The sequence below is a fragment of the Arthrobacter sp. 35W genome, from assembly GCF_000482545.1.
In the GTDB taxonomy this organism is placed as follows: Bacteria; Actinomycetota; Actinomycetes; order Actinomycetales; family Micrococcaceae; genus Specibacter.
Genome location: NZ_KI519455.1, coordinates 436552 through 459193, shown reverse-complemented (window position 1 = coordinate 459193; position 22642 = coordinate 436552). Strand labels below are relative to the sequence as shown.

The following is a 22642-nucleotide window of genomic DNA, read 5'->3' as shown; positions in this document are numbered from 1 at the left end:
CCGGAACAGCCGGATCCAGTCAGCGCGTGGGCAGCTGCCGCCGTCGTGCCTGTCCGCCCAGCAGCAGCGTCCCCGCCATCGTCAGCAGATAGCCGCAGGCCATGATCAGGGCGACGCCGGCCCAAAAGTAGTTGACCACGCTGGACGCTGCAGCGGTGCCGGGCAGCACGGGCGCCAGGACCAGACAGCCCACTCCGGCCGCACCGGCACCAAGGAGCAGGCCGAGCACCGGCCACCAGCGCGAGGCTGCCCAGTGCTCGCCGTAGCCGGCCCAGACGTTCCACTGTGATCCGGTGCGCATGATCACCAGTGCCGCAGGCAGGGTCCACAGCGCGACCACCAGGAAGGCAGCCACTACATCTGAGGGGCGGTGCCACTGGTTGACCAGTGTGGAGACTCCGCAGGCAATTGCGTAGCTGCCGCCAAGAAATGCCGCGGCGGGGCGCCAGCGCGGGGAGACCACCAGGAACACCGCGGCGGCGGCGGAGGCAGCCAGGGTGCTGTGGCCGGACGGCAGCGAGTTCAACATCAAGGTGGCGACACCGACGTCGGGCCTGTCCGGCAGGGCCGTCTTGAGCAGCTGGGTGGAGACATTGGCAGCGGCCATGGCGGCGAGGGCGATGCCGGCAGCCTTCCAGCGGCGCCGGGCCAGTGTCACGAAGAGGACGACGACGGCGGCGATCACCGCGGAGGTGGCCGGGAGCGCATCCAGGAACTGTGCCACCGGAGTGCCGATCACGGCCTGGACCCGCGGCGCCTCGGCCAGGGCCGACTCGTCGATGAACTGCCCGGTGGTGGTGCCGACGAAGAACAGATAGCAGGCCACCAGGCCCAGCACCGAGGCCACCGCGCCCAGCCAAAAGAGCACGGCATGCGGGGCCGCCTGCCGTGCGGACATCGAGGCTGTCCCTGTTGTCGAACTCATCCCTACAAGGCTCCCACATAAACATGGGAGCAACCCGGGAACCGGTGGCCGCCATGCACGGCAGTACAGTGATTTCATGGCTGCCCTTCCCGATCTGGACCACTTGCTCGACGCCGCCCATGTGGTGGTGCTGCCCATGCGCGTGAAGTTCCGCGGGGTGCTGGAGCGCGAGTTGTTGCTGTTGGATGGTCCGGCCGGCTGGGCGGAGTTTGGACCCTTCGTGGAGTACGACGACGAGGAGTCCTCGCGCTGGCTGGCCGCTGCCATCGAGGCGGGCTGGGAGGGCTTCCCCGAACCACTGCGCCAATGGATCCCGGTGAACGCTACAGTTCCGGCCGTGCCGGCGTCCGACGTGGCGGCGGTGTTGGCGTCCTTCGACTCCGTGCACACCGTCAAAATCAAGGTGGCCGAACGCGGGCAGGAGCTGGCGGACGATCTGGCCCGCGTGGCAGCGGTTCGTGCGGCGCTGCCGGACGCCGCCATCCGCATTGATGCCAACGGCGGTTGGACCGTGCCCGAGGCCGTGGACGCTCTGCGGGCCCTGGCGCCGTACGTCTTGGAATACGCCGAGCAGCCGGTGCCCAGCATCGACGGACTCGCGCAGGTGCGCCGCGACGTCGCGGGGCTGGGGATTCTCATCGCCGCTGACGAAAGCGTGCGCAAGGCCACCGACCCGCTGGCCGTGGCCCGCGCCGGGGCTGCAGACCTGATCATTGTGAAGGCGGCACCCCTGGGTGGCGTGCGCCGGGCCTTGGAGATTGTTGCCCAGGCGGGACTGCCGGCCGTGGTGAGCTCCGCGCTGGACAGTTCCGTGGGCATCCGTGCGGGCATCGCCCTGGCCGCCGCGCTGCCCCAACTGCCCTACGCCTGCGGGCTGGGGACGGTGGCGCTCATGGCCGGGGATGTGGTGGAGGAATCCCTGGTGGCGCTCGACGGCGGCATCACCGTGCGCGATGTGGCTGCGGATCCGCACCTGCTGGTCCGGTATGCCGCCCCGGCCGAGCGGACCGTGTGGTGGCGTGAGCGGCTGGCCCGCTGCCACCGGGTGCTGGCCGCCGGCTGACGAGGCCCCCACCGCCGCGGTGGTTAGATGGGGACGTGACTTTTCTTGGTTCAATGGATTCCGCCCGCCTGGTAGTCGATGCCCTCGAAAATGCCGGGGTCCGGCATGTGGTGGTGGCACCGGGGTCCCGCAGCGCCCCGCTGGCCTACGCCCTGGCCGAGGCGGTGGCCGATGGCCGGCTGGAGGTGCACGTCCGGATCGACGAACGCGTTGCCGGCTTCACGGCGCTGGGACTGGCGCTGGGCGGGGGAGCGCCCGCGGCCGTCGTGACCACCTCGGGAACCGCCGTCGGGAATCTGCTGCCGGCGGTGATGGAGGCCAACCACGCCGGTGTGCCACTGGTGGTGCTCTCGGCCGACCGTCCGGAGGAGCTCCGGGGCACGGGCGCCAACCAGACCACGATGCAGCTGGACCTCTTCGGCGAACACGTGCGTTTTGCCACGGATGTTCCGGCCGGCATGGATCCCACCTCGGCCGTGGCCACGGGCCTCAGCGCAGCGCAGGGCCGGCTGGCCGGCGTTCCCGCAGGTCCGGTGCAGGTCAATCTGGCCTTCCGGGATCCGCTGACGCCGCCGCTGGACGGCAGTGGCTGGCTGTCCCGGCGGCCGGAGCCCGGCACCGCGGCCGACGCCGGGCAGGCTCCGGAGCCAGCGGACGCGGACTCCACCCCGGGCGCCGACGCCGTCGTGGCCGGGACGACCGATGGCGTCGGGGTGCCCGACGGCGGAGCCGGCGCGGCCCCGGGAGCCCAGACCTCGGCGGCCGAGGCAGCTGCCAACATCCTGGCCGACTACTTCGCCGAGACAGTCGCCGGGGATCCAACGGCACCCGCCGTTCCGCGGACGGAGCACCGCACCGTGGTTCTGGCCGGCCACGGCGCCGGGTCATCGGCGGAGATTTTTGCCCGCACCCTCGGGCTGCCGCTGCTGGCGGAGCCGTCGTCCAATGCCCGCTATGGGCCCAACGCCGTGGGCCCCTACCGGCTGCTGTTGGAGCAGTTCGGTCCGGGCAGCGCCTTCCCGATTGAGCGCGTGGTGGTCTTTGGCCGGCCCACGCTGTCCAGGCCGGTGGCCGCGCTGTTGGCCCGCACCGACATTGAGCGCGCACTGTACCTTCCGCGTCCCGTGTCCTGGTTCGAGCCGGGCCGCCGCCCCGAGCTGGTGCTCACGCAGTGGGACCAGCTGGCTGGCTTTGCCGGACACGGCCCGGACGGCTGGCTTGGGGCGTGGCAGAGTGCCGCCGCCAAGGCCGAAGCAGCGCTCAATGGGGTGTTGGCGGCCGAAGCCGATGGTGCCTGGGAGGACGCCGCGGCCGGTGCGGATGCTGGTGGTGCCTCGACCATCAACGGGCTGCAGCTTGGCCGGGCCGTCTGGGCCCGTGCCGCCGCGGACCCGGGCAGCAACCTGGTGCTGGGATCCTCCAACCCCATCCGCGACGTTGACCTGGCCGGCACGCCGGCCCCTCCGCAGTCCGGGGGGTCGGACGGGATTGGATCCGCGGACGTTCCTGCCGTCTTCGCCAATCGCGGGCTTGCCGGCATCGACGGCACCGTGGCCACGGCGACAGGCATCGCCTTGGCCAGCGGCCGCCCCACCCGGGTGCTGCTGGGCGATCTGACGCTGCTCCATGATGCCGGAGCGCTGCTGCTGGGCACGGGGGAGCGCGGCGCAGACGTACAGCTGGTGGTGCTCAACGACGGCGGCGGGGGCATCTTCTCGCTGCTGGAACACGGCGCATTGGGCGCGGCCGCCGGCTACACGGACGCCGTCGAACGCCTCTTTGGGACGCCGCAGTCGGCCGACTTCGCCGCGCTGGCCCAGGCCTACGGCTGGACGCACCAGCGGGTGCAGACCGTGTCCGGACTGTCCGCGGCGCTGGCCGCTGAGGTGCAGGGGCGGAGCATCATCGAAGTGCAGACGTCGCGGGCGGGGCTGCGCGGCCTGCACGAGCGGGTCCGGGCGGCACTGCTGGCGTAGGGCTGTCTCCGGGCCGGCCTGCCGCCGGCCGATGACGCCTGGGACCGGCGCTGGCTCCACCCACCCGCATCTGTGCGACAGAAGACGCTCCTAAACCACCGGTTTTGGGGCGTTTTCTGTCGCACAGTTTTGCTGATGACCGCGGAGAGGCCCGCGGAACCGGTTGGTTCCGCGGGCCTTGGTGCGTGCCGTGCGCTCCGTGCGCCCCCGTGGGGCGCCGGTTGGGGCTAGTGCGAGGAGGTGCGCTCCTGCTCTTCCTTCTGGCGCTTGACGGTGTTCTTGACCTCTTCGAGCTGTGCGGCGATCTGCTTCAGGCCGCGCTTGTGGTCCGGCCACTGGGAGTGCTTGAAGTTGTTGGCGTCCTGGCCCTCCCAGCGCACGCTCTGGGCCTTGGAGTCCAGGGTGTTGGTGAGGTTGTGGATCTCGTTCACGGCGTGGTCCAGCTTGCCCATGAGGTCGGCCATGTCTGCGGGATCGTTGCCGATGATGCCATTTGCCATGATGTTCACCCTTCAAAGTGTGTGCGGCCGGGAGGTCCGGTGCGGTTTTTGTCCAACCGGTTTCTCCGGTTGATCGACTAACTAGAACCTATCGGAATCCCGGCGGATGCGTCGATGGGCAGCGCTCCCCATGGAGCACTGCCCATCCACACGGCATGCCGGATGTGGTGGTGTTAGAGGACGCGGGAGAGGAATTCCTTGGTGCGGGCGTGCTGGGGGTTGGCGATGATCTGGCGGGGGTTGCCGGTTTCAACGACGACGCCGCCGTCCATGAAGGTCAGCGTGTCTCCGACCTCGCGGGCGAAGCCGATCTCGTGGGTGACCACGATCATCGTCATGCCCGACTTCGCGAGGTCCTTCATCACGTTCAGCACGTCCCCGACGAGTTCGGGGTCCAGGGCGGAGGTCGGCTCGTCGAAGAGCATCAGTTCTGGTTCCATGGCCAGGGCGCGGGCGATCGCGACGCGCTGCTGCTGCCCGCCGGAGAGCTGGGACGGGTAGTGGTTGGCCCTCTCGGCCAGCCCGACCCGGTCCAGCAGTTCCAGGGCCGCGGTGCGGGCGGCGGTCTTGGACTGGCGCTTGACCTGGGTGGGGGCCTCCATGATGTTGGCCAGCGCGGTCTTGTGCGGGAACAGGTTGAAGCGTTGGAAGACCATGCCGATCTCCCGGCGCTGGTTCGCGATGGCCTTCGTGGACAAATCGTGCAGGCGCCCGTTGACCTCCTTGTAGCCGATGAGGTCCTCGCGGACCTGGATGCGGCCGGCGGAGATCGTTTCGAGCAGGTTGATGCAGCGCAGCAGGGTCGACTTGCCCGAGCCGGAGGGGCCGATGATCACGGACACCTCCCCGGGCTGGACGGTCATGTCGATGCCGCGCAGCACGTGGTGCTCGCCGAAGAACTTGTGCACGCCCTCAATCCTGACGAGCGGGTCGGTGCCGGCCCGTCCGGGGGTGCCGGTGGCGGTGGTGGTCATGGCGTGGTGCCGCCTTCACTGGTCGGGGCCGCCGGTTCCGGGTCTGCCGGGGCGGCGGGGTTGTGGGCGTGGGCGACGGCGGCGGCCACGGCGGCGGGTTTGACGGGGGCCTTGGTGAGGTTGTCCACGCCCTTGCCGAAGTGGCGTTCGATGTAGAACTGGCCGACCATGAGCACGGAGGTGACCAGCAGGTACCAGAACGCGGCGACGATCAGCAGCGGGATGGGCTGGTAGATGCGGTTCGCGATGGTGTTCGTGACGAAGGTCAGGTCGTAGGTGAAGGGCACGGCCAGGACCAGGGAGGTGGTTTTGAGCATGCCGATGGTTTCGTTGCCGGTCGGGGGGACGATCACGCGCATGGCCTGGGGCAGGATGATGCGCCACATGATCTTGGAGCGGCGCATGCCCAGGGCCTCGGCGGCCTCCATCTGGCCGTTGTCCACGGATTTCAGGCCGGCGCGGAAGATCTCGGCGAGGTAGGCGGATTCGTTCAGGCCCAGGCCCAGGATCGCTGCGACGGTGGCGTTGACCACGGTCTGGGTGTCCATGGAGAACCATTCGGGGCCGAAGGGGACGCCGATGATGATCTTGGGGTACAGGGTCGCGACGAGGCCCCAGAAGACGAGCTGGGTGTAGACGGGGGTGCCGCGGAAGAACCAGACCCAGACCCAGGAGACGTAGCGGAAGAGCGGGTTCTCGGATTGGCGCATGAAGGCCAGCATGATGGCCAGGGCGATCGCGATGACCATCGAGGAGACGGTGAGGATCAGGGTCCAGCCGATGCCTTGGACGACGAGGGTGTCCAGCAGGTAGGTGCCCACGAGGTCCCAGTGGAAGCGGGGGTTCGTGATCAGGGACTGGGCGGTGATGGCCAGGACGAGCACGATGATGGCGGCCCCGACCCACCGGCCCGGGTGACGGACCGGAACCGCATTGATGCGCTCCACTCCGTCATCCGGGCCGGCGAAACTGCCGCGTTTTGCGGTCTGGCTCAACTCGAAACCGCCGGGTTGAGCTCGGACTTGGTGATGGCGCCGTCGGCGTTGTTCCAGGTGGAGAGGATCTTGCCGTAGGTGCCATTCTCAATGAGCTTGTTCATCACCTTGGTGATGAGCTCGGCCAGAGCCTTGTCTTCCTTGGCGATGATGATGCCCTGGGGCGCAGCGTCGTAGACCTTGCCCAGGGTTTCCAGCTGGTCGCCTGTCTGGGACAGGGCGTAGCCGATGATCGGCGAGTCGGCGCTCATGGCGTCGATGCTGCCGTTGACCAGGCGCGTGGTGACATCAGTCTGGTTCTTCAGCGTGACGATGTTGATGGCGGGCTTGCCGGCGTCGGAGCAGGCCTTGGAGCGGCCGGAGACGTCCGGGTCCTCTTCGACGGTGCCGGTCTGGACGCCCACGGACTTGCCGCAGATGTCGTCAAGGCTGATCTTCTTCGGGTTGCCCTTCTGGACGGCCCACAGGACGCCGGCGTTGAAGTACGTGACCATGTTCACGGCCTGAAGGCGCTCCGGGTTGACCGTGAAGGAGGAAATGCCGAGATCGTACTTGGTGCCCAGGGCGGGGATGATGCCCGTGAACTCGGCGGTCTGCACCTGGACCTTCTTGCCCAGCGTCGCGGCGATGGCCTTGGCGAAGTCGACGTCGTAGCCGACTGCGGTCTGGCCGTCCGGACCGAGGAACTCGGCCGGGGCGTATGAGGTGTCCGAGCCAACCGTGATGGTGTCCTTGCCCTTGAGCGAGTCCGGCAGCATGGCGGCCAGGGCATCGTCCTTGGCCACGGTGGACGGGTCGAAGGACGCTGCCCCCGAGGTACCCGGCGTGCCGCCTGTTTGGGAGGCATTGGTGCAGCCGGTCAGTGCCAGTACGGCGATGGCGGCGATGGCGGCCAAACGAACACTCAGTTTGGATGAGATAGGCATTTTTTACCCTTTGTGTCATGGGACGGTGCGAGGTGCTAGGTAATAGTGTACGACCACTTGTGATGTGCATCACGGTAAACAGCGTTTCACTATTGGACAACTTTACCGGGGCCTCCGCAAGAGCTTTGGAATCACTCCTGTCCGAAATTCCAGACACAGCCTTGGCGGCGGCCGGAACTGTGCGGGTTTGGCCGTTCTTGGCCGCATTCCGGGTCCTTCCCAGGGCCCTGCGCTGCCCTCCAGGCTAGGTGTGCAGGCCCAGGGCCTGCAGCATGGGGCGGAATTTGGCCCACGTTTCGGCGAGCTCGGCCGCTGGATCCGAGGCTTCCACGATGCCGGCTCCGGCATAGAGCCGCACCGTCACCGGATCCTCGACGACGGCGCCGCGCAGGGCGATGCCCCACTCGCCATTGCCCGCGCCGTCGAGCCAGCCAACGGGCCCGGCGTAGGGGCCGCGGTCCATCTTCTCCAGTTCCAGGATCAGTTCCCCGGCGGCCTCGCGCGGGGTGCCGCAGACCGCCGCTGTGGGGTGCAGGGCCTCGACGAGGGCCAGCGACGTCGGCATGTGGGTGCCGGTGCCGGCCAGTTCGGCGCTGACATCGGAGGCCAGGTGCCACACATTGGGCAGTTCCAGGATGAACGGCTCCGACGGAACGCTCAGATCCGTGGCAAAGGGGGCCAGCTGCCGGGTCAGCGAGCGGACGGCGAAATCATGCTCCTGGCGCTGCTTGGCCGAGCCGCCCAGAACCTCGGAGGCAAAGGCCGTGGCGCCGTCGGGCTCGTCCTGGCGGTCCAGGGTTCCGGCCAGCACGCGCGCCTGCGCCCGGCTGCCCTCCACCTTGATCAGCATCTCCGGAGTGGCTCCGACCAGCGAGCCGACACCGTAGGTCCAGCATTCGCTGTAGCGGTCGGCCAGTGTGCGCAGAATAGCCCCGCGGGAGATGGGGGAGTCCAGGGTGGCAACGACGTCGCGGGCGAGCACCACCTTTTCCAGGCCGGAGGTGGCAATGGCCGCCACGCCCGCCGAGACGGAGTCCATCCACTCCTGCTCGGTCAGCGAGCCGGTGGCCAGATGGGGGTCGTTTCCGTTCATGGAGATGGACGCGGCGGCCGGACCAGCCAGGGCCGGTGCGGCACCGGCGTCCGCGGTCAGGGCACCGGCCAGCAGGGCCGCCAGTTCACGGTGCGCCGAGCCGGCGGTGGGGAGGGTTCCATCCATGCTGAGCTGGGTCAGCCACACGGTGCCCTCGCGCAGGCCCAGCACCAGCCTCGGCACGATCAGCGTCGAGTCGTAGGCGGACGTCTTGGAGAAGGCGAAGCTGCCGAAGGCCAGGGGGCCGGTGCCCGGCATCCTGATGTGGTCGACAACCCGTCCGGTGGCGGCGCCGGCGGCCAGCAGCGCCTTCCACCAGTCCTCGGCATCGGAGAAGCGGGTGGGTCCATGGCCTGTGAATCGCGCCACCTCGCCAAAGGCCACCAGACCCTCGCCGCGGCGGATCCAGCACAGCGCCCCAGGGATGTCCAAGAAGCCGGCCAGGCCGCCCGCCGGGCGAGCGTTTGGGAAACCTGCTGGAAGATGTGCCGGCAAACCGGCCGGAATCTCCGCCAGCATCGCGGGATCAAGGGCCGTTGTCAGGGTGGTCAGGGACGCAGTCATGATGATCCAAGATTACTCCGCGGTAGGCCCCGGGGTCCGCAGGGCAGGGCAGCGGCCGCGCTGTTGCCACGGCGGGGGGAGCGGATGGTGGTTGCCCGGCAGGCAGCGGCTGGCAAAGTTTGAGACACTTGGACGGTGAACCGTGCATCGTTGGAGAAGCGTCCGGAAGAAGTTGCCGCAATGTTTGATGACGTTGCGCCCAAATACGACATCGTCAATGACATCTTGTCGATGGGGCAGACGCGCCGTTGGCGCCGGATTGTGGTGGACGCCGTGGGCGCCACCGCCGGCCAGCGCGTGCTGGACCTGGCTGCCGGAACCGGCACCTCCTCCGAGCCCTACGCCGACGCCGGTGTGTCCGTGGTGGCCTGCGATTTCTCCGTGGGCATGCTCAAGGTGGGCAAGCGCCGCCGCCCCGACATTGATTTCATCGCCGGTGACGCGACCAACCTCCCCTTCGCCGACAACAGCTTCGACGCCAGCACCATTTCCTTCGGCCTGCGCAATGTCACGGATGCCAAGAAGGGCCTGGCGGAGATGCTGCGCGTCACCAAGCCCGGCGGCAAGCTGGTGGTGGCCGAGTTCTCGCACCCGACGGTGCCGCTGTGGCGCACGATGTACACCGAGTACCTGATGCGCGCTCTGCCGGCCATCGCCACCAAGGTCGCCTCCAACCCGGATGCCTACGTCTATCTGGCCGAGTCCATCCGCGCCTGGCCGGACCAGGACCACCTCTCAGCCTGGTTGGTGGAGGCGGGCTGGGAGAACGTGGCCTACCGCAACCTCAGCGGCGGCATCGTCGCCGTCCACCGCGCCACCAAGCCGCTGGCCCCGGAATCAGACCACGAGGTGCCCGCCGGTGCGCAGAGCGCCACCGCCGCGACCAAGCGCCGGAAGACCACCCGGGCCAAGAGCTAGATGAAGGTCCTTATTGTTGGCGCCGGGCCTGCCGGCTCCACCGCCGCGTACTACCTTGCCCAGGCCGGGATGGATGTCACGGTGCTGGAAAAGACAGCCTTCCCCCGCGAAAAGGTCTGCGGTGACGGCCTGACTCCGCGCGCCGTCCGCGAGATCCAGAAGCTGGGTTTGCCGCACGAGGCATCCGAAGGCTGGCGCAGGAACAAGGGCCTGCGCCTGAAGGCCGGCGGGCGCACCGTTGAGGTGCCCTGGCCCGAGCTCAGCGACTTCCCCCAGTACGGGTTGATCCGCACCCGCCTCGGCTTCGACGAGTCCCTGGCCCGCCACGCCCAGTCCGCCGGCGCCGTCGTGCTGGAGCGCCACAGCGTCAACGCCGCCGTGACGGACGACGCCGGCCGCGTCGTCGGCGCCACGGCGGCCCTGCTTGACGACGCCGGCAAGAAGACGGGCGAAACCCGAACCTTTGACGCCGATGTGGTGCTGGCCGCCGATGGCAACTCCACCCGCACCGCCGTGTCCCTGGGGCTGCACAAGCGCGACGACCGTCCGCTCGGGGTTGCCTACCGGACCTACTTCACCAGCCCCCGCCATGAGGACGACTGGATGGAGGGCTGGCTGGAGCTGCCGGACAAGCACGGCAACCCGCTGCCCGGCTACGGCTGGGTGTTCGGCGTCGGCGATGGCACGGCCAATGTGGGCCTGGGCATCCTGAACTCCTCCAAGGAATTCGGCAAGCTGGACTACCGCCAGGTGCTGCGCGACTGGACCGCCGGCATGCCCGCCGAATGGGGCTTCACGCCCGAGAACCAGGTGGGCGAGATCCGCGGCGCCGCGCTGCCCATGGGCTTCAACCGCACCCCGCACTATTCGCCCGGAATGCTTCTGCTGGGCGACGCCGGCGGCATGGTGAGTCCGTTCAATGGCGAGGGCATCTCCTACGCCATGGAATCGGCCCGCTTCGCCGCGGAGTTCATCGAGCGTGCCGCGGGGGCCAACTCCCGCCTTGCCGCCGACCATGCCCTGGCCAGCTACAGTGGCTACATCCGCGGCCAGTGGGGCAGCCACTTCACGCTGGGGCGGGTGTTTGCCCAGCTGATCGGCAAGCCGCAGATCATGAAGCTGGCGCTGCGCACGGGCATGCCCGTGCCGGTGCTGATGCGCTTCGTGGTGCGCATGATGGCCAATCTGACCGACACCGGTGGCAAGGCCTTTGAAGACAGAGTGATCGCATTGCTGGAGAAGCTGGTGCCCGCCACCAGCAACCAGGGCCGAACCGCGGCGAACGAGCAACAATCCCCTTCGATAGTTAGTGTAAAGAAGTGACTACTTCCGCAGACCACAGCTGGACCCACGCCGGGCACGGCCTGCCAGACTCCGCTGAGCCGGATCCGACCACCATGGCCATTGCCACGGCCTTGAAGCTCCCCAAAGGCTTTGCCGCGATCGCCGAAGACGATGATCTTGGCCCAGCCATTTCCATGAGCCTGGCCAAGGTGGAGAAGCAGCTGCGCGAAGCCATCGCCAACTCCGACCCGCTGGCCGATGCCACGAGCCGGCACTTGGTTGAGGCCGGCGGCAAGCGGATCCGTCCGCTGCTGACCCTGCTGGCCGCCCATCTGGGCGACCCCACCCGGTCCGAGGTGATCCAGGCCGCCGTCGTCGTCGAGCTGACCCACCTGGCCACTCTGTACCACGACGACGTCATGGACTCCGCGCCATTCCGCCGGGGCGCCCCCACGGCGCACGAGGTCTGGGGCAACAGCGTTGCCATCCTCACGGGGGACCTGCTCTTTGCCCGTGCCTCCATCCTGGTGTCCGAGCTCGGCGGCGAGGCCCTGGGCATCCAGGCCCGCACCTTCGAGCGGCTGTGCCTGGGCCAGCTGCACGAGACGGTGGGCCCGCGCCCGGACGAGGATCCGCTGGAGCACTACCTCTCGGTCATCGCGGACAAGACCGGCTCGCTGGTGGCCGCCTCCGGCCAGCTCGGTGCCATCTTTGCCGGAGCTGACCGCCAGATGCAGTCAGTGCTGCTGGCGTACGGCGAGAAGGTGGGCGTTGCCTTCCAGCTGGCCGACGACGTCATCGACGTCACAGGTGCGAAGGTCAAGTCCGGCAAGTCCCCGGGCACGGATCTGCGCGAGGGTGTTCCGACGTTGCCCGTGCTGCTGCTGCGCAAGGCCGCCGCTGCCGGCGATGCCTCCGCAGCCGAGGTCCTGGCCCTGGTGGACGGCGACCTGACGAGCGATGAGGCGCTGGCCGAGGCCGTTGCCGCGCTGCGCTCCCACGAGGCCACCGCCGAGTCCTGGACGGTGGCCCGCCAGTGGGCCGATGACGCCGTCGCCGCCCTGGAACCGCTGCCCGAGGGCGTCGTCAAGACCGCTCTGAGCTCCTTCGCCCTGGCCGTGGTCTCCCGCGACGTCTAGCGCACCCAAGCCCAACCAACGACGGCGCGTCCCCCACCCGGGGACGCGCCGTCGTTCTGTCTGCGGATCGACCCAGCAGCACTGGCGGCTCCGGCACCGTCCAGGCCGCCACAACTGCTGCCTCGGTTCCGACCGCACAGCCGGATGTGCCGTGTGCGTCGGGTGTGGCCCTGCAGCCCGGGGTTTTCCGGCGACTGCAGCACCCGGCGTTCCCCGTTGGGCGGCCGGCGGACTTGGATTTTTCCGGCGGCTAGGGCCGCGACGGCCGCGGGGCGGCCTGCGTCCTTTGACGCCGCCTACGAAAAACCCAAGTCCGCCGCCCCAAGCGGGCCCCGGCCTGTCGGCCGCGGCGCCCGCGGCCGACAGGCCGGGCGCGTGGCCCGGCCGGCCCTGCGGCCAGCGGCCGCAAGGCCAGCCAACGGGGCCGCAGGGATCGGAGTCTTCGTAGGCGACGTCAAAGGGTCCGAGGCCGCTTGCGGCCTGGGGGCCCAGTCGCCGGAAGACTTCGATCCCGGAGGCCCCCACGCACGACGCCGAGTGCTGCAGTCGCCGGAAAATCCCCGGCTGGAGGTGCATGGGGCTGCCGGCCGCGAGGTTGGTGCACAACGCAAAACCGCTGCCGTTCTGGTCATGTGCTGCTGTTGCATCAGCAGCGCATGACCGAAACGGCAGCGGTCGTGGTCTATGCGGAGACTAGTCGTCTTCGGAGAAGGAGAAGTCCAGCAGATCCAGGACGAACTCGCTGAAGGTCCCTTCTTCGCTGGTCCAGCTGCCGCGGCCGTTGTTGCGGCGCCACACGATCGGGTCCGGCACGTCCAGCTGGTCCACGCGCATGCCCCAGGTGTATTCCTCGTCCTCGTCCTCGAGGAAGCACAGGTAGCCGTCGATGACCTCCAGCTCGTCCGGGTCCCAGAAGTAGTGGTACGCCTCCATCAGTTCTTCGCAGCCGCCGACGGCGTGCAGGAACTCGCGCAGCACCAGCGGCACCGGGAAGGAGTGTTCGGCCAGGGCCTCGTCCAGCTCATCCAAGGGGATGCCGTCCGATTCCTGCCACGGCTCATCCAGGTACATGGGCACCAGGCCGCGGAACTTCTCCAGGAAAATATCGCTCATCTGTGTCTCCAGAAATCGTCGGGCGGATCAGTACCCAATCCTAGCCGTGGCCGACGCTGTGGCCGGTGCGGCGGGGCACACGCCAGCTGCGTGCGGCCAGGGGCGCGTGCCAGCCGAACTTCAGGCTGAGCACGCGGAAGGCGAAGACGGCGGCCGCGACGGCGGAGCCGGTGGCCAGATTGAGGGCGTCCAGGTGGAACAGCAGCGTGGTCAACCCCGCACCGAGGAAGGCCGGGATGGCATACAGGTCGGTCGGGTCGAACAGCCGCGGCACCTCGTTGGCGGTGATGTCGCGCAGAATGCCGCCGCCCACGGCCGTGGTGACACCCAGCAGGATGGCGGCCACCGGATTCAGCCCTGCACCCAGAGCCTTGAGCGTGCCGGTGATGCAGAAGAGCGCCAGCCCGCCGGCGTCGAACACCAGCAGCAGGCGCCCGGTCCGCTCCACTCCGCGGGGCAGCAGGTAGACCACCATGGCGGCCACCAGCGCCGGCACCAGGTAGATCGGGTTGGAGAAGGCGGCGGGGACGCCGTTGTTGATGATGACGTCGCGCACCACGCCGCCGCCCAGCCCCACCATGGAGCCCAGCAGCAGTGAACCCACCAGATCGAAGCCCTTGCGGGCGGCAAGCAGGGAGCCGGACACGGCGAAGAAAAAGACACCCAGAAGGTCCAGGGCCAAGGCAAGGTCAAAGGTCATGAGGTGCTCCGGGGGGACTTGGCTGCCAAGCGTACAGTCCAGCGTACGCGGCGGCACCGGGCCGGCGGCGGCAGTCCGGGGCGGACGGGGGAGGAATGGCTAGGCTGGGGGCATGACTTCGGCCACACCCGGCGCTGCGCCACTTGTCCACATCCAGAATTTCCGCATGGACTTTGGCGAGAAGACTGTCATCGAAGACCTCTCCTTTGACGTCCTCCGCGGGGAGACCTTTGGGTTCCTGGGCAGCAATGGCAGCGGCAAGACCACCACCATCCGGGCCCTGCTGGGCATCTACCGGCCCACGGCGGGGACCCTGCACATCGACGGGCGCGTCTTCAGTGACACCTTTGGCTCGCGGCTGGGCTATCTGCCCGAGGAGCGCGGGCTCTACAAGAAGGAGTCGGTGCTGGACGTGATGGTCTACTTCGGCCGGCTCAAGGGGCTGGGCAAGGCTGCGGCGCGGACCTTTGCCCTGGACTATCTGGAGCGGGTGAATCTGGGGGACAAGGCCTCAGTGCGGCTGGACAAGCTCTCCGGCGGCCAGCAGCAGAAGGTCCAGCTGGGCGTGACCATCATGAACGATCCCGAGCTGCTGATTCTGGACGAGCCCACCAAGGGCTTCGACCCGGTGAACCGGCGCCTGCTCATGGACATCATCGAGGAGCGCAAGCTGGCCGGCGCCACGGTGGTGATGGTGACCCACCAGATGGAGGAGGTGGAGCGGCTGTGCGACAGGATCGTGCTGTTGAAAAATGGCCGGGCCGAGGCCTACGGCACCATCGACGAGGTCCAGAACCTCTACGGCGGACGCACCGTGCGGCTCAAGTACAGCGGCGCGCTCCCGGCGTCGGACAAGTTCACCGTCTCGGTGCGTGAAACCAACTACGCCGAGCTGGGCCTGGCCGACGGCGTGGACGAGGCCGAGGTGCTCCGCGCCCTGGTGGAGGCGGGCGTGGCGGTGCGCGGGTTCACGGCGGCCAAGCGGTCTCTGGAGGACATATTCATCGAGGTGTACGGGGACGAGAACGCCCCGGCAGGGCAGGAGCAGCACTGATGGCACGGCACAATCTGGGCACAGTGGTGTCCTTCGAATTCCTGCGCACAGTGAAGAAGCGGCGCTTCTGGATTGCCACGCTGGCCATTCCGGTGCTCCTGGCCGTGATCTTCGGTCTGGTCTTCCTCAGCAGCTCCTCCACCTCTTCGAGCGCCGATGCCCAGAAGAACGAGAAGCTCGATTTCAGCTATGCGGACGCGTCAGGTGTCATCGACCCGGCCATCGCCACCGCCATGGGCGGCTCGACGGCGGCGGATCCGGCGGATCCGGCGGCCGCCGTCGACGCCGTCAAGAACGGCACCCTGGCGGCCTTCTTCGACTTTCCCGCGGACCCGGCCAAGGATCCCGTGCGTGTATATGGGGTGGACAACGGGATCTTCAAGAACGGAGCCTACGACGCCGTCGCCCGGCAGCTGATGGTGCTCTCGGCGCAGAAGGCCATCGGCTCCCCGCAGCTCAGCGCGCTGGTCCAGGGTGAATTTTCCACAACCTCGCAGACGTTCAAGAATGGTGTGGAATCCGGGGGCATCGGCTCCGTCGTGCCGCCGCTGTTCTTCCTGGTCATCTTCTATGCGGTGATCATTCTGCTGGCCAACCAGATGCTGGCGTCCACTCTGGAGGAAAAGGAAAACCGCGTCACGGAGATGATCCTGACAACGCTGAACCCCACCACGCTGGTGGTGGGCAAGGTGCTCTCGCTGTTTATGGTGGGGCTGGTGCAGATGGTGGTCTTCAGCGCCCCCATCGTGGTGGGCTATCTCTTCTTCCGCGACAGGCTCAATATGCCCGACTTCGATCTGTCGCACCTGAACCTGCAGTTCTGGCCGATGCTGGTCGGTGCCCTTCTGCTGCTGGGCGGCTTCATCCTCTTCACAGGTGTGCTGGTGGCCATCGGCGCCGTGATGCCCACGGTGAAGGAAGCGAACACCGTCTTTGGCCCGGTCATCGCGATGATCTTTGTGCCGTTCTACGCCGTGGCGCTGGTGGTCAGCGATCCGCAGGCCCTGATCGTGCAGATCTTCACATACTTCCCGATGTCCGCGCCCGTCACGGCCATGCTCCGCAATGCCTTTGGCTCGCTGGGGCCCGTCGAGGCGGGCATCGTGATTGTGGAGCTCTTCGTGTTGGGGTTCATCGCCCTGCGCGTTGCTGTCCACCTGTTCCGCTACGGCTCCATCGAATACTCCCGCAAACTCTCGCTCAAGGAGGCGTTTGGCCGCGCTCCGGCACGTGGGCGAAAGATGTAACCTACACCACATGTGCCCCCGGAGGTTAATGATCTGCGTCACATTTCGCCCGTTTGCGCAGTGTTGCCGCATACCCGCCAGTAGTCGGAAAACCCCGCCAGCCTGCCTATATGCTCAAAGGGATTTGGCCCTCTGGGGCAACCTGGGGGCATTCGAGGATGAGATGCACCGACGCATCCAACAATGGAAGGCAGTAAAGACGTGGCAGGAGCATTCGAGATCGTCAAGGGTCCGAAGGATACTTTTAGTTTCAAGCTGAGGTCCGGTGATGGTTCCGTGGTGGCAGTGTCCCCGGACTTCCCGAGCATCAAGGCAGTGGTCGCCGGCATCAATGCCGTGCGCGAGAACGCAGCCACCGGGCTCGTTGTGGACAGGACCAGCAATACGGGTTCCATCTCCTAGAGCATAGGCTTCTGCCATGCCAACACCAGCCATCATCGCCTGCGCCCACGGAACCAACAACGCCGAGGGGCAGGCGCGCATCAACCAGATCCGCGCCGACATTGCCGCACTGCGCCCGGGCGTGGATGTCCTGGAAGCCTATGTGGACGTCCAGGACCCCGCCCTTCCCGCCGTGGTGGGCTCGCTGCCCGCGGGGGCTCCCGCCGTCGTCGTCCCGCTCCTTCTCTCGGTGGGCTACCACGTCCGGGTGGACATCGCCGAGGCCGTGGCCTCGCGTCCGTCCCTGGCTGCGGCCGAACCGCTGGGCCCGGACCCTCGTCTGGCAGCGCTGCTGGACGAGCGTCTGGGCACCCTGGACGCCATAGACGGCGGGAGCTGGGGCGTGGTGCTGGCGGCCGCAGGCTCCTCCAATCCCGAAGCCGCCGAGAGCGTGGCCGAACTGGCTGCGGACCTGCAGGGGCTCCGGAGTGAACCGGTGCTGGCCGGCTACGGCGCCAGCGCCGAGCCGTCCGTGCCCGACGCCGTCGCCGCCCTGCGTGCCCGCGGCTGCACCCACGTGGCCATCGCCTCGTATCTGCTGGCGCCGGGCTACTTCCACGACCAGCTGTCGCTGGCCGGTGCCGACGTCGTCTCGCCCCCGCTGCTGCCATCGCCGCTCATTGCCGAGCTGGCGCTGGAGCGGTTCGACGCCGTCGTTGCCGACGGCGCCGTGTGACGAAATATTGCTCTGAGTGACCCAACATTGCGGCCCCGCTGCGTCACACAGCGTCGCCAACCTAACCTCGATTCATGACACAGACAGCTCTAGCCGGAGCAGCCACCGACTCCACTGATGCGCACGGCGCAGCTCCGGCCCGCCCCGCCCGCACCCGCCCGGCAGCGAAGCCGCACGGCCAGTGGAAGATCGACGGCACCGCCCCGCTGAACGCCAATGAGGCGTGGAAGCAGGACGACGGCGGCCTGAGCGTCCGCGAGCGGATCGAAAAGGTCTACTCCAAGGAAGGCTTCGACTCCATCGAGGGCACCGATCTGCACGGCCGCTTCCGCTGGTGGGGCCTGTACACCCAGCGCAAGCAGGGGATCGACGGCGGCAAGACCGCCACCCTGGAGCCGCACGAGCTCGAGGACAAGTACTTCATGCTCCGCGTCCGCATCGACGGCGGCGCCCTGAGCACCGAGCAGCTGCGCGTCATCGGCGAGATCTCCACGGAGTTCGGCCGCGACAGCGCAGATCTGACGGACCGCCAGAACGTCCAGCTGCACTGGGTGCGTGTGGAGGACGTTCCGGTGATCTGGAACCGCCTGGAGGCCGCCGGCCTGTCCACCACCGAGGCCTGCGGCGACGTGCCGCGCGTCATCCTCGGCAGCCCGGTGGCCGGCATTGCCAAGGATGAGATCATCGACCCCACGCCGCTGATCCACGAGCTCAGCCGCCGGTTCATCGGCGACCCCGAGCTGGCCAACCTGCCGCGCAAGTACAAGACAGCCATCACCGGCCACCCGTCCCAGGACGTGGTGCACGAGATCAACGACTTTGCGCTGGTGGGCGTGGTGCACCCCGAGCTGGGTGCCGGCTACGACCTCTGGGTGGGTGGTGGCCTGTCCACCAACCCGCGCCTGGCCGAGCGTCTGGGTGTCTTCGTGGCACCCGAGATCGCCGCCGAGGTGTGGCTGGGCGTCACCAGCATCTTCCGCGACTACGGCTACCGCCGCATGCGCACCAAGGCACGCCTGAAATTCCTGCTGAACGACTGGGGCACCGCCAAGTTCCGCCAGATCCTGGAGGACGAATACCTCGGCCACAAGCTGCCCGACGGCGACGCCGCCCCCAAGCCGACGTCCCCGGGCGACCACATCGGTGTGCACGAGCAGAAGGACGGCAAGTTCTTCATCGGCGTCGCCCCCACCGTGGGCCGCGTGTCCGGCACCATCCTGACCCAGCTGGCCGACACCCTGGAGGCGCACGGTTCCTACCGCCTGCGCACCACCCCGCACCAGAAGCTGGTGGTGCTGGATGTGCCCAAGGAGCAGGTTGAGCCGCTGATCGTGGCCATGGATGCGCTGGGTCTGAGCGCCCGCCCGTCCCTGTTCCGCCGTTCCACCATCGCCTGCACCGGCATCGAGTACTGCAAGCTGGCCATCGTGAACACCAAGGACACGGCCAAGCACGCCATCGCCGAACTCGAGCGCCGACTGGCGGACCTGGTGGACAGCGGAGAGCTCACCCAGCCCATCGCGCTGAACATCAACGGCTGCCCCAACTCCTGCGCCCGCATCCAGACGGCGGACATCGGCCTGAAGGGCATGATGCTCCCGACCGACGACGGCGGCACGGCCCCCGGCTTCCAGGTCCACCTGGGCGGCGGGCTCGCCACCGACAACCGCGCCGAGGCCGGCCTGGGCCGCACCATCCGCGGCCTGAAGGTCACTGCCGCGGACCTCCCCGACTACGTGGAACGCGTCATCCGCGTCTACATCGCCCACCGCGAATCGAGCGAAACCTTCGCCGAATTCGCCCACCGCGCCGACGAAGGGCTGCTGCAATGAGCACGGAGCTGAAGGCCGGAGCCGGCGCTGCCGCCCCGCACCGCACGCAAGAGGAGCTGCAGGCCCTCGCCGAGTCCGGTGCCGCCGAGCTCGGCTGGGATGCCACCGCGCAGGAGGTCATCGCCTGGGTGGCGCGCAACTTCGCCACCTCCGCCGTCGCCGTCGCCTGCTCCATGGCCGACGCCGTGCTGCCGGCCCTTGTTGCGGACCAGCTTCCCGGCGTTGACGTCCTGTTCCTGGAGACCGGCTACCACTTCCCGGAGACCCACGCCACGCGCAACGAGGTGGCCGCCAACCTGCGCGTCAACGTCGTCGACGTCCTGCCCGAAACCACCGTGGCCGAGCAGGATTCTCTGCTCGGCAAGGACCTCTTCGCCCGGGACCCCGCCCAGTGCTGTGCGCTGCGCAAGGTGGGGCCGCTGAAGAAGTCGCTCACCGGCTACGAACTCTGGTTCACCGGTGTGCGCCGCGATGAGGCCCCCACCCGCACCAACACGCCGTTGGTCACCTGGGACGCCAACAACGGCCTCGTCAAGGTGAACCCCGTGGCCACCTGGACCTTTGACGATCTGGTGGAGTACTCGGACGACAACCTGCTGCCGGTGAACCCGCTGCTGTCCCAGGGCTACCCCTCCATCGGCTGCGCCCCCTGCACCAAGAAAGTCGCCGCAGGCGAAGACCCCCGTTCCGGCCGCTGGGCCGGCACCTCCAAGACAGAATGCGGACTTCACGTATGAGCACCCACACTGAGAATCTGAAGGTTGAGCACGCTGTGACCCCTGATGCCCGGCTGAACTCCCTGGACCTGCTGGAATCCGAGGCCATCCACATCATCCGCGAGGTGGTGGCCGAGTTCGAGCGCCCGGCGCTGCTGTTCTCCGGCGGCAAGGACTCCGTCGTCATGCTGCACCTGGCCACCAAGGCCTTCTGGCCCGGCAAGGTCCCGTTCCCGGTGCTGCACGTGGACACCGGCCACAACTTCCCCGAGGTCATCGACTTCCGCGACCGCACGGTGGAGCGCCTGGGCCTGAAGCTGGTGGTGGGCTCCGTACAGGAGTTCATCGACAGCGGCGAGCTGGCCGAGCGGGCCGATGGCACGCGCAACCCGCTGCAGACGGTGCCGCTGCTGGATGCCATTGCGAAGAACAAGTTCGACGCCGTCTTTGGCGGCGGCCGCCGCGATGAGGACAAGGCGCGCGCCAAGGAGCGCATCCTGTCCCTGCGAGACGAGTTTGGCCAGTGGGATCCGCGCAACCAGCGCCCCGAGCTGTGGAACCTGTACAACGGCCGCCACACGGTGGGCCAGCATGTGCGCGCGTTCCCGATCAGCAACTGGACCGAGCTGGATGTGTGGCGCTACATCGCCCGCGAAGGCATCGAGCTGCCCGGCCTGTACTACGCCCACGACCGCGAGGTCTACGCCCGCGACGGCATGTGGCGTGCGGTGGGGCCGGTCTCCGAGCCCCGCGCCGATGAGCAGGTCATCACCAAGACGGTCCGCTACCGGACCGTCGGCGACATGTCCTGCACCGGCGCCGTCGCCTCCGACGCCGCCACTGTGCACGATGTTGTCCGCGAGGTAGCAGCCTCCACCCTCACCGAACGTGGCGCCACCCGGGCCGATGACCGGATCTCCGAGGCAGCCATGGAAGACCGCAAGAAGGACGGCTACTTCTAATGAGCAATTCAGACACTCCGCTGGCCGGCCTCGACGAGTTCGAGGCGGACTTCAGCTCCTCCACCCTGTTCCGCTTTGCCACCGCCGGTTCCGTCGACGACGGCAAGTCCACCCTGGTGGGCCGCCTGCTGCACGATTCCAAGGCGATCCTGGCCGACACGCTCGACGCCGTTGCCCGCACCTCCGCCGACCGCGGCTTTGGCGGCGAGGGCGCCGAGGGTGTGCAGAAGATCGACCTGGCACTGCTGACCGACGGCCTGCGCGCCGAGCGCGAGCAGGGCATCACCATCGATGTGGCCTACCGCTACTTCGCCACCGACCGCCGCAGCTTCATCCTGGCCGACTGCCCCGGACACGTTCAGTACACCAAGAACACGGTGACCGGCGCGTCCACGGCCGACGCCGTCGTCGTGCTCATCGATGCCCGCAAGGGTGTGCTGGAGCAGACCCGCCGGCACATGTCGGTGCTGCGCCTGCTGCGCGTGCCGCATGTGGTGGTGGCCGTGAACAAGATCGACCTGGTCGGGTTCAGCGAGGACATCTTCACCACCATCGCCGCCGATGTGCAGCGTGTGGGGGCCGAGCTTGGCCTGGACGATGTCCTGGTGGTGCCGGTCTCGGCGCTCGAGGGCGACAACGTGGTGGACCGCTCCACCAACACCCCCTGGTACACCGGACCCAGCCTGCTGGACGTCCTGGAGACCCTGCCGTCCACCGACGATCTGGAGCGCGGCCTTGAGCCGTTCCGTTTCCCGGTGCAGCTGGTGGTGCGTCCGCAGGGTGCGCTGGCTCCGGAGCTGGCCGCCGCGGCCGACGGCGGTGCCGCCTTCCGTGACTACCGTGCCTACGCCGGCCAGGTGGCCTCGGGCTCCGTATCGGTGGGCGACGCCATCACGGTGCAGCCCTCGGGCCGCACGACCACCGTGGTGGGCATCGACTTCGCCGGTGTGGAACTGCAGAAGGCCGTGGCGCCGCAGTCCGTGTCGCTGCGCCTGGCCGATGAGATCGACATTGCCCGCGGAGACCTGATTGCCGCCTCCGGCACCTTCGCCGAGGCCACGCAGGACCTGTACGCGGAGCTGTGCTGGCTCTCGCCCAAGCCGCTGCGCGAGGGCTCCAAGGTGCTGATCAAGCACGGCAGCCGCACGGTGCAGGGCCTCATCCGCGCCGTCACCGGCAAACTGGATCTGGACACCTTCCGCGAGGAGCCGGCGTCGGGCCTGGACCTGAACGACATCGGCTCCGCGCAGATCCGCCTCGCCTCCCCGCTGCCGGTGGAGAACTATGCCGGACACCGCCGCACCGGTGCGTTCCTGGTGATCGACCCGCAGGACGGCAACACGCTGGCCGCAGGTCTGGTCAAGGACCACCCCGGCGACCATGAAGACGAGCGCTACGTCATCTAACGTTCTCGACGCGCTTCGGACGGTCTGCCCCACCGGGTCGACGGTTCGGGATTTTTCCGGCGACTGTGCCGCGACGGCCGCTGCGCGGCCTGCGGCCCTTGACGTCGCCTGCGAAAAATCCCGAACTGTCGACCTTGG

General features: G+C 68.2%; 21 protein-coding genes. 13 read left to right on the top strand and 8 right to left on the bottom strand.

The features are described from left to right. Nucleotides 1-19: 19 nt before the first annotated feature. Nucleotides 20-925: a phosphatase PAP2 family protein gene (locus K254_RS23345; protein WP_035750221.1), complete on the bottom strand. Its 906-nt coding sequence runs from the start codon at nt 923-925 to the stop codon at nt 20-22. Between the two features lie 76 nt (nt 926-1001). Here K254_RS23345 and K254_RS0114240 point away from each other — a divergent pair, with 76 nt between their 5' ends. Both K254_RS0114240 and menD read left to right on the top strand, forming a co-directional pair. Further along, nucleotides 1002-1988 (top strand): o-succinylbenzoate synthase, encoded by a 987-nt coding sequence (locus K254_RS0114240; protein WP_026555935.1) that lies wholly within the window; start codon nt 1002-1004, stop codon nt 1986-1988. Nucleotides 1989-2041: 53 nt separating this feature from the next. Further along, complete coding sequence (menD, locus tag K254_RS0114235; protein ID WP_035750219.1) at nt 2042-3964, top strand: 2-succinyl-5-enolpyruvyl-6-hydroxy-3-cyclohexene-1-carboxylic-acid synthase; 1923 nt, start codon at nt 2042-2044, stop codon at nt 3962-3964. 227 nt (nt 3965-4191) lie between these two features. Here menD and K254_RS0114230 read toward each other — a convergent pair whose 3' ends face one another. From K254_RS0114230 to K254_RS0114210, 5 genes are all read right to left on the bottom strand, one after another. After that, nucleotides 4192-4464, bottom strand: coding sequence for a WXG100 family type VII secretion target (locus K254_RS0114230; protein ID WP_155848585.1), 273 nt, complete (start codon nt 4462-4464; stop codon nt 4192-4194). 173 nt (nt 4465-4637) lie between these two features. Next, on the bottom strand, nt 4638-5438 hold the full coding sequence (locus K254_RS0114225; RefSeq protein ID WP_051389236.1) for an amino acid ABC transporter ATP-binding protein: 801 nt from the start codon (nt 5436-5438) through the stop codon (nt 4638-4640). Then, nucleotides 5435-6433 (bottom strand): amino acid ABC transporter permease, encoded by a 999-nt coding sequence (locus K254_RS23340; protein ID WP_081710147.1) that lies wholly within the window; start codon nt 6431-6433, stop codon nt 5435-5437. The genes K254_RS0114225 and K254_RS23340 overlap by 4 nt, the downstream gene beginning before the upstream one ends. Next, nucleotides 6430-7359 carry an ABC transporter substrate-binding protein gene (locus K254_RS0114215; protein ID WP_026555931.1) on the bottom strand — a complete coding sequence of 310 codons (930 nt, stop codon included), beginning with the start codon at nt 7357-7359 and terminating at the stop codon, nt 6430-6432. The genes K254_RS23340 and K254_RS0114215 overlap by 4 nt, the downstream gene beginning before the upstream one ends. A 244-nt stretch (nt 7360-7603) precedes the next feature. Next, nucleotides 7604-9016, bottom strand: coding sequence for an isochorismate synthase (locus K254_RS0114210; RefSeq protein ID WP_026555930.1), 1413 nt, complete (start codon nt 9014-9016; stop codon nt 7604-7606). A 135-nt stretch (nt 9017-9151) separates the two neighbouring features. On the opposite strand from K254_RS0114210, the gene K254_RS23335 reads away from it, so the two are divergent. Genes K254_RS23335 through K254_RS0114195 form a run of 3 tightly spaced genes read left to right on the top strand, consistent with a single transcriptional unit; the run spans nt 9152 to nt 12357 of the window. Next, the gene (locus K254_RS23335; protein ID WP_155848584.1) at nt 9152-9934 is read left to right on the top strand and encodes a demethylmenaquinone methyltransferase; all 783 of its coding nucleotides are present in this window, start codon (nt 9152-9154) and stop codon (nt 9932-9934) included. Next, nucleotides 9935-11257 carry a geranylgeranyl reductase family protein gene (locus tag K254_RS0114200; RefSeq protein ID WP_026555929.1) on the top strand — a complete coding sequence of 441 codons (1323 nt, stop codon included), beginning with the start codon at nt 9935-9937 and terminating at the stop codon, nt 11255-11257. It abuts the gene before it with no gap. Continuing rightward, complete coding sequence (locus K254_RS0114195; protein WP_026555928.1) at nt 11254-12357, top strand: polyprenyl synthetase family protein; 1104 nt, start codon at nt 11254-11256, stop codon at nt 12355-12357. The genes K254_RS0114200 and K254_RS0114195 overlap by 4 nt, the downstream gene beginning before the upstream one ends. 693 nt (nt 12358-13050) lie before the next feature. On the opposite strand, the gene K254_RS0114190 is transcribed toward K254_RS0114195, so the two are convergent. Both K254_RS0114190 and K254_RS23330 read right to left on the bottom strand, forming a co-directional pair. Continuing rightward, complete coding sequence (locus K254_RS0114190; RefSeq protein WP_026555927.1) at nt 13051-13470, bottom strand: hypothetical protein; 420 nt, start codon at nt 13468-13470, stop codon at nt 13051-13053. A gap of 40 nt (nt 13471-13510) precedes the next feature. After that, complete coding sequence (locus K254_RS23330) at nt 13511-14170, bottom strand: trimeric intracellular cation channel family protein (protein WP_035750217.1); 660 nt, start codon at nt 14168-14170, stop codon at nt 13511-13513. A gap of 112 nt (nt 14171-14282) precedes the next feature. Here K254_RS23330 and K254_RS0114180 point away from each other — a divergent pair, with 112 nt between their 5' ends. The 8 genes from K254_RS0114180 to K254_RS0114145 all read left to right on the top strand — a co-directional run bounded on the left by K254_RS0114180 (nt 14283) and on the right by K254_RS0114145 (nt 22504). After that, entirely contained in the window at nt 14283-15224 is a 942-nt protein-coding gene (locus tag K254_RS0114180; RefSeq protein WP_026555926.1) for an ABC transporter ATP-binding protein, read from the top strand. Beyond that, nucleotides 15224-16471 carry an ABC transporter permease gene (locus K254_RS0114175; protein WP_026555925.1) on the top strand — a complete coding sequence of 416 codons (1248 nt, stop codon included), beginning with the start codon at nt 15224-15226 and terminating at the stop codon, nt 16469-16471. Before K254_RS0114180 ends, K254_RS0114175 begins: the two co-directional genes overlap by 1 nt. A 183-nt stretch (nt 16472-16654) precedes the next feature. Next, nucleotides 16655-16873 carry a YegP family protein gene (locus K254_RS0114170; protein WP_026555924.1) on the top strand — a complete coding sequence of 73 codons (219 nt, stop codon included), beginning with the start codon at nt 16655-16657 and terminating at the stop codon, nt 16871-16873. Nucleotides 16874-16889: 16 nt separating this feature from the next. Next, complete coding sequence (locus tag K254_RS0114165) at nt 16890-17588, top strand: sirohydrochlorin chelatase (RefSeq protein ID WP_026555923.1); 699 nt, start codon at nt 16890-16892, stop codon at nt 17586-17588. Between the two features lie 74 nt (nt 17589-17662). Next, the gene (locus tag K254_RS0114160) at nt 17663-19420 is read left to right on the top strand and encodes a nitrite/sulfite reductase (protein WP_026555922.1); all 1758 of its coding nucleotides are present in this window, start codon (nt 17663-17665) and stop codon (nt 19418-19420) included. Beyond that, nucleotides 19417-20157 (top strand): phosphoadenylyl-sulfate reductase, encoded by a 741-nt coding sequence (locus K254_RS0114155; protein ID WP_051389235.1) that lies wholly within the window; start codon nt 19417-19419, stop codon nt 20155-20157. The genes K254_RS0114160 and K254_RS0114155 overlap by 4 nt, the downstream gene beginning before the upstream one ends. Continuing rightward, complete coding sequence (cysD, locus tag K254_RS0114150) at nt 20154-21098, top strand: sulfate adenylyltransferase subunit CysD (RefSeq protein ID WP_026555920.1); 945 nt, start codon at nt 20154-20156, stop codon at nt 21096-21098. Before K254_RS0114155 ends, cysD begins: the two co-directional genes overlap by 4 nt. Continuing rightward, nucleotides 21098-22504 carry a sulfate adenylyltransferase subunit 1 gene (locus tag K254_RS0114145; RefSeq protein ID WP_035750213.1) on the top strand — a complete coding sequence of 469 codons (1407 nt, stop codon included), beginning with the start codon at nt 21098-21100 and terminating at the stop codon, nt 22502-22504. Before cysD ends, K254_RS0114145 begins: the two co-directional genes overlap by 1 nt. Nucleotides 22505-22642 lie beyond the last annotated feature (138 nt).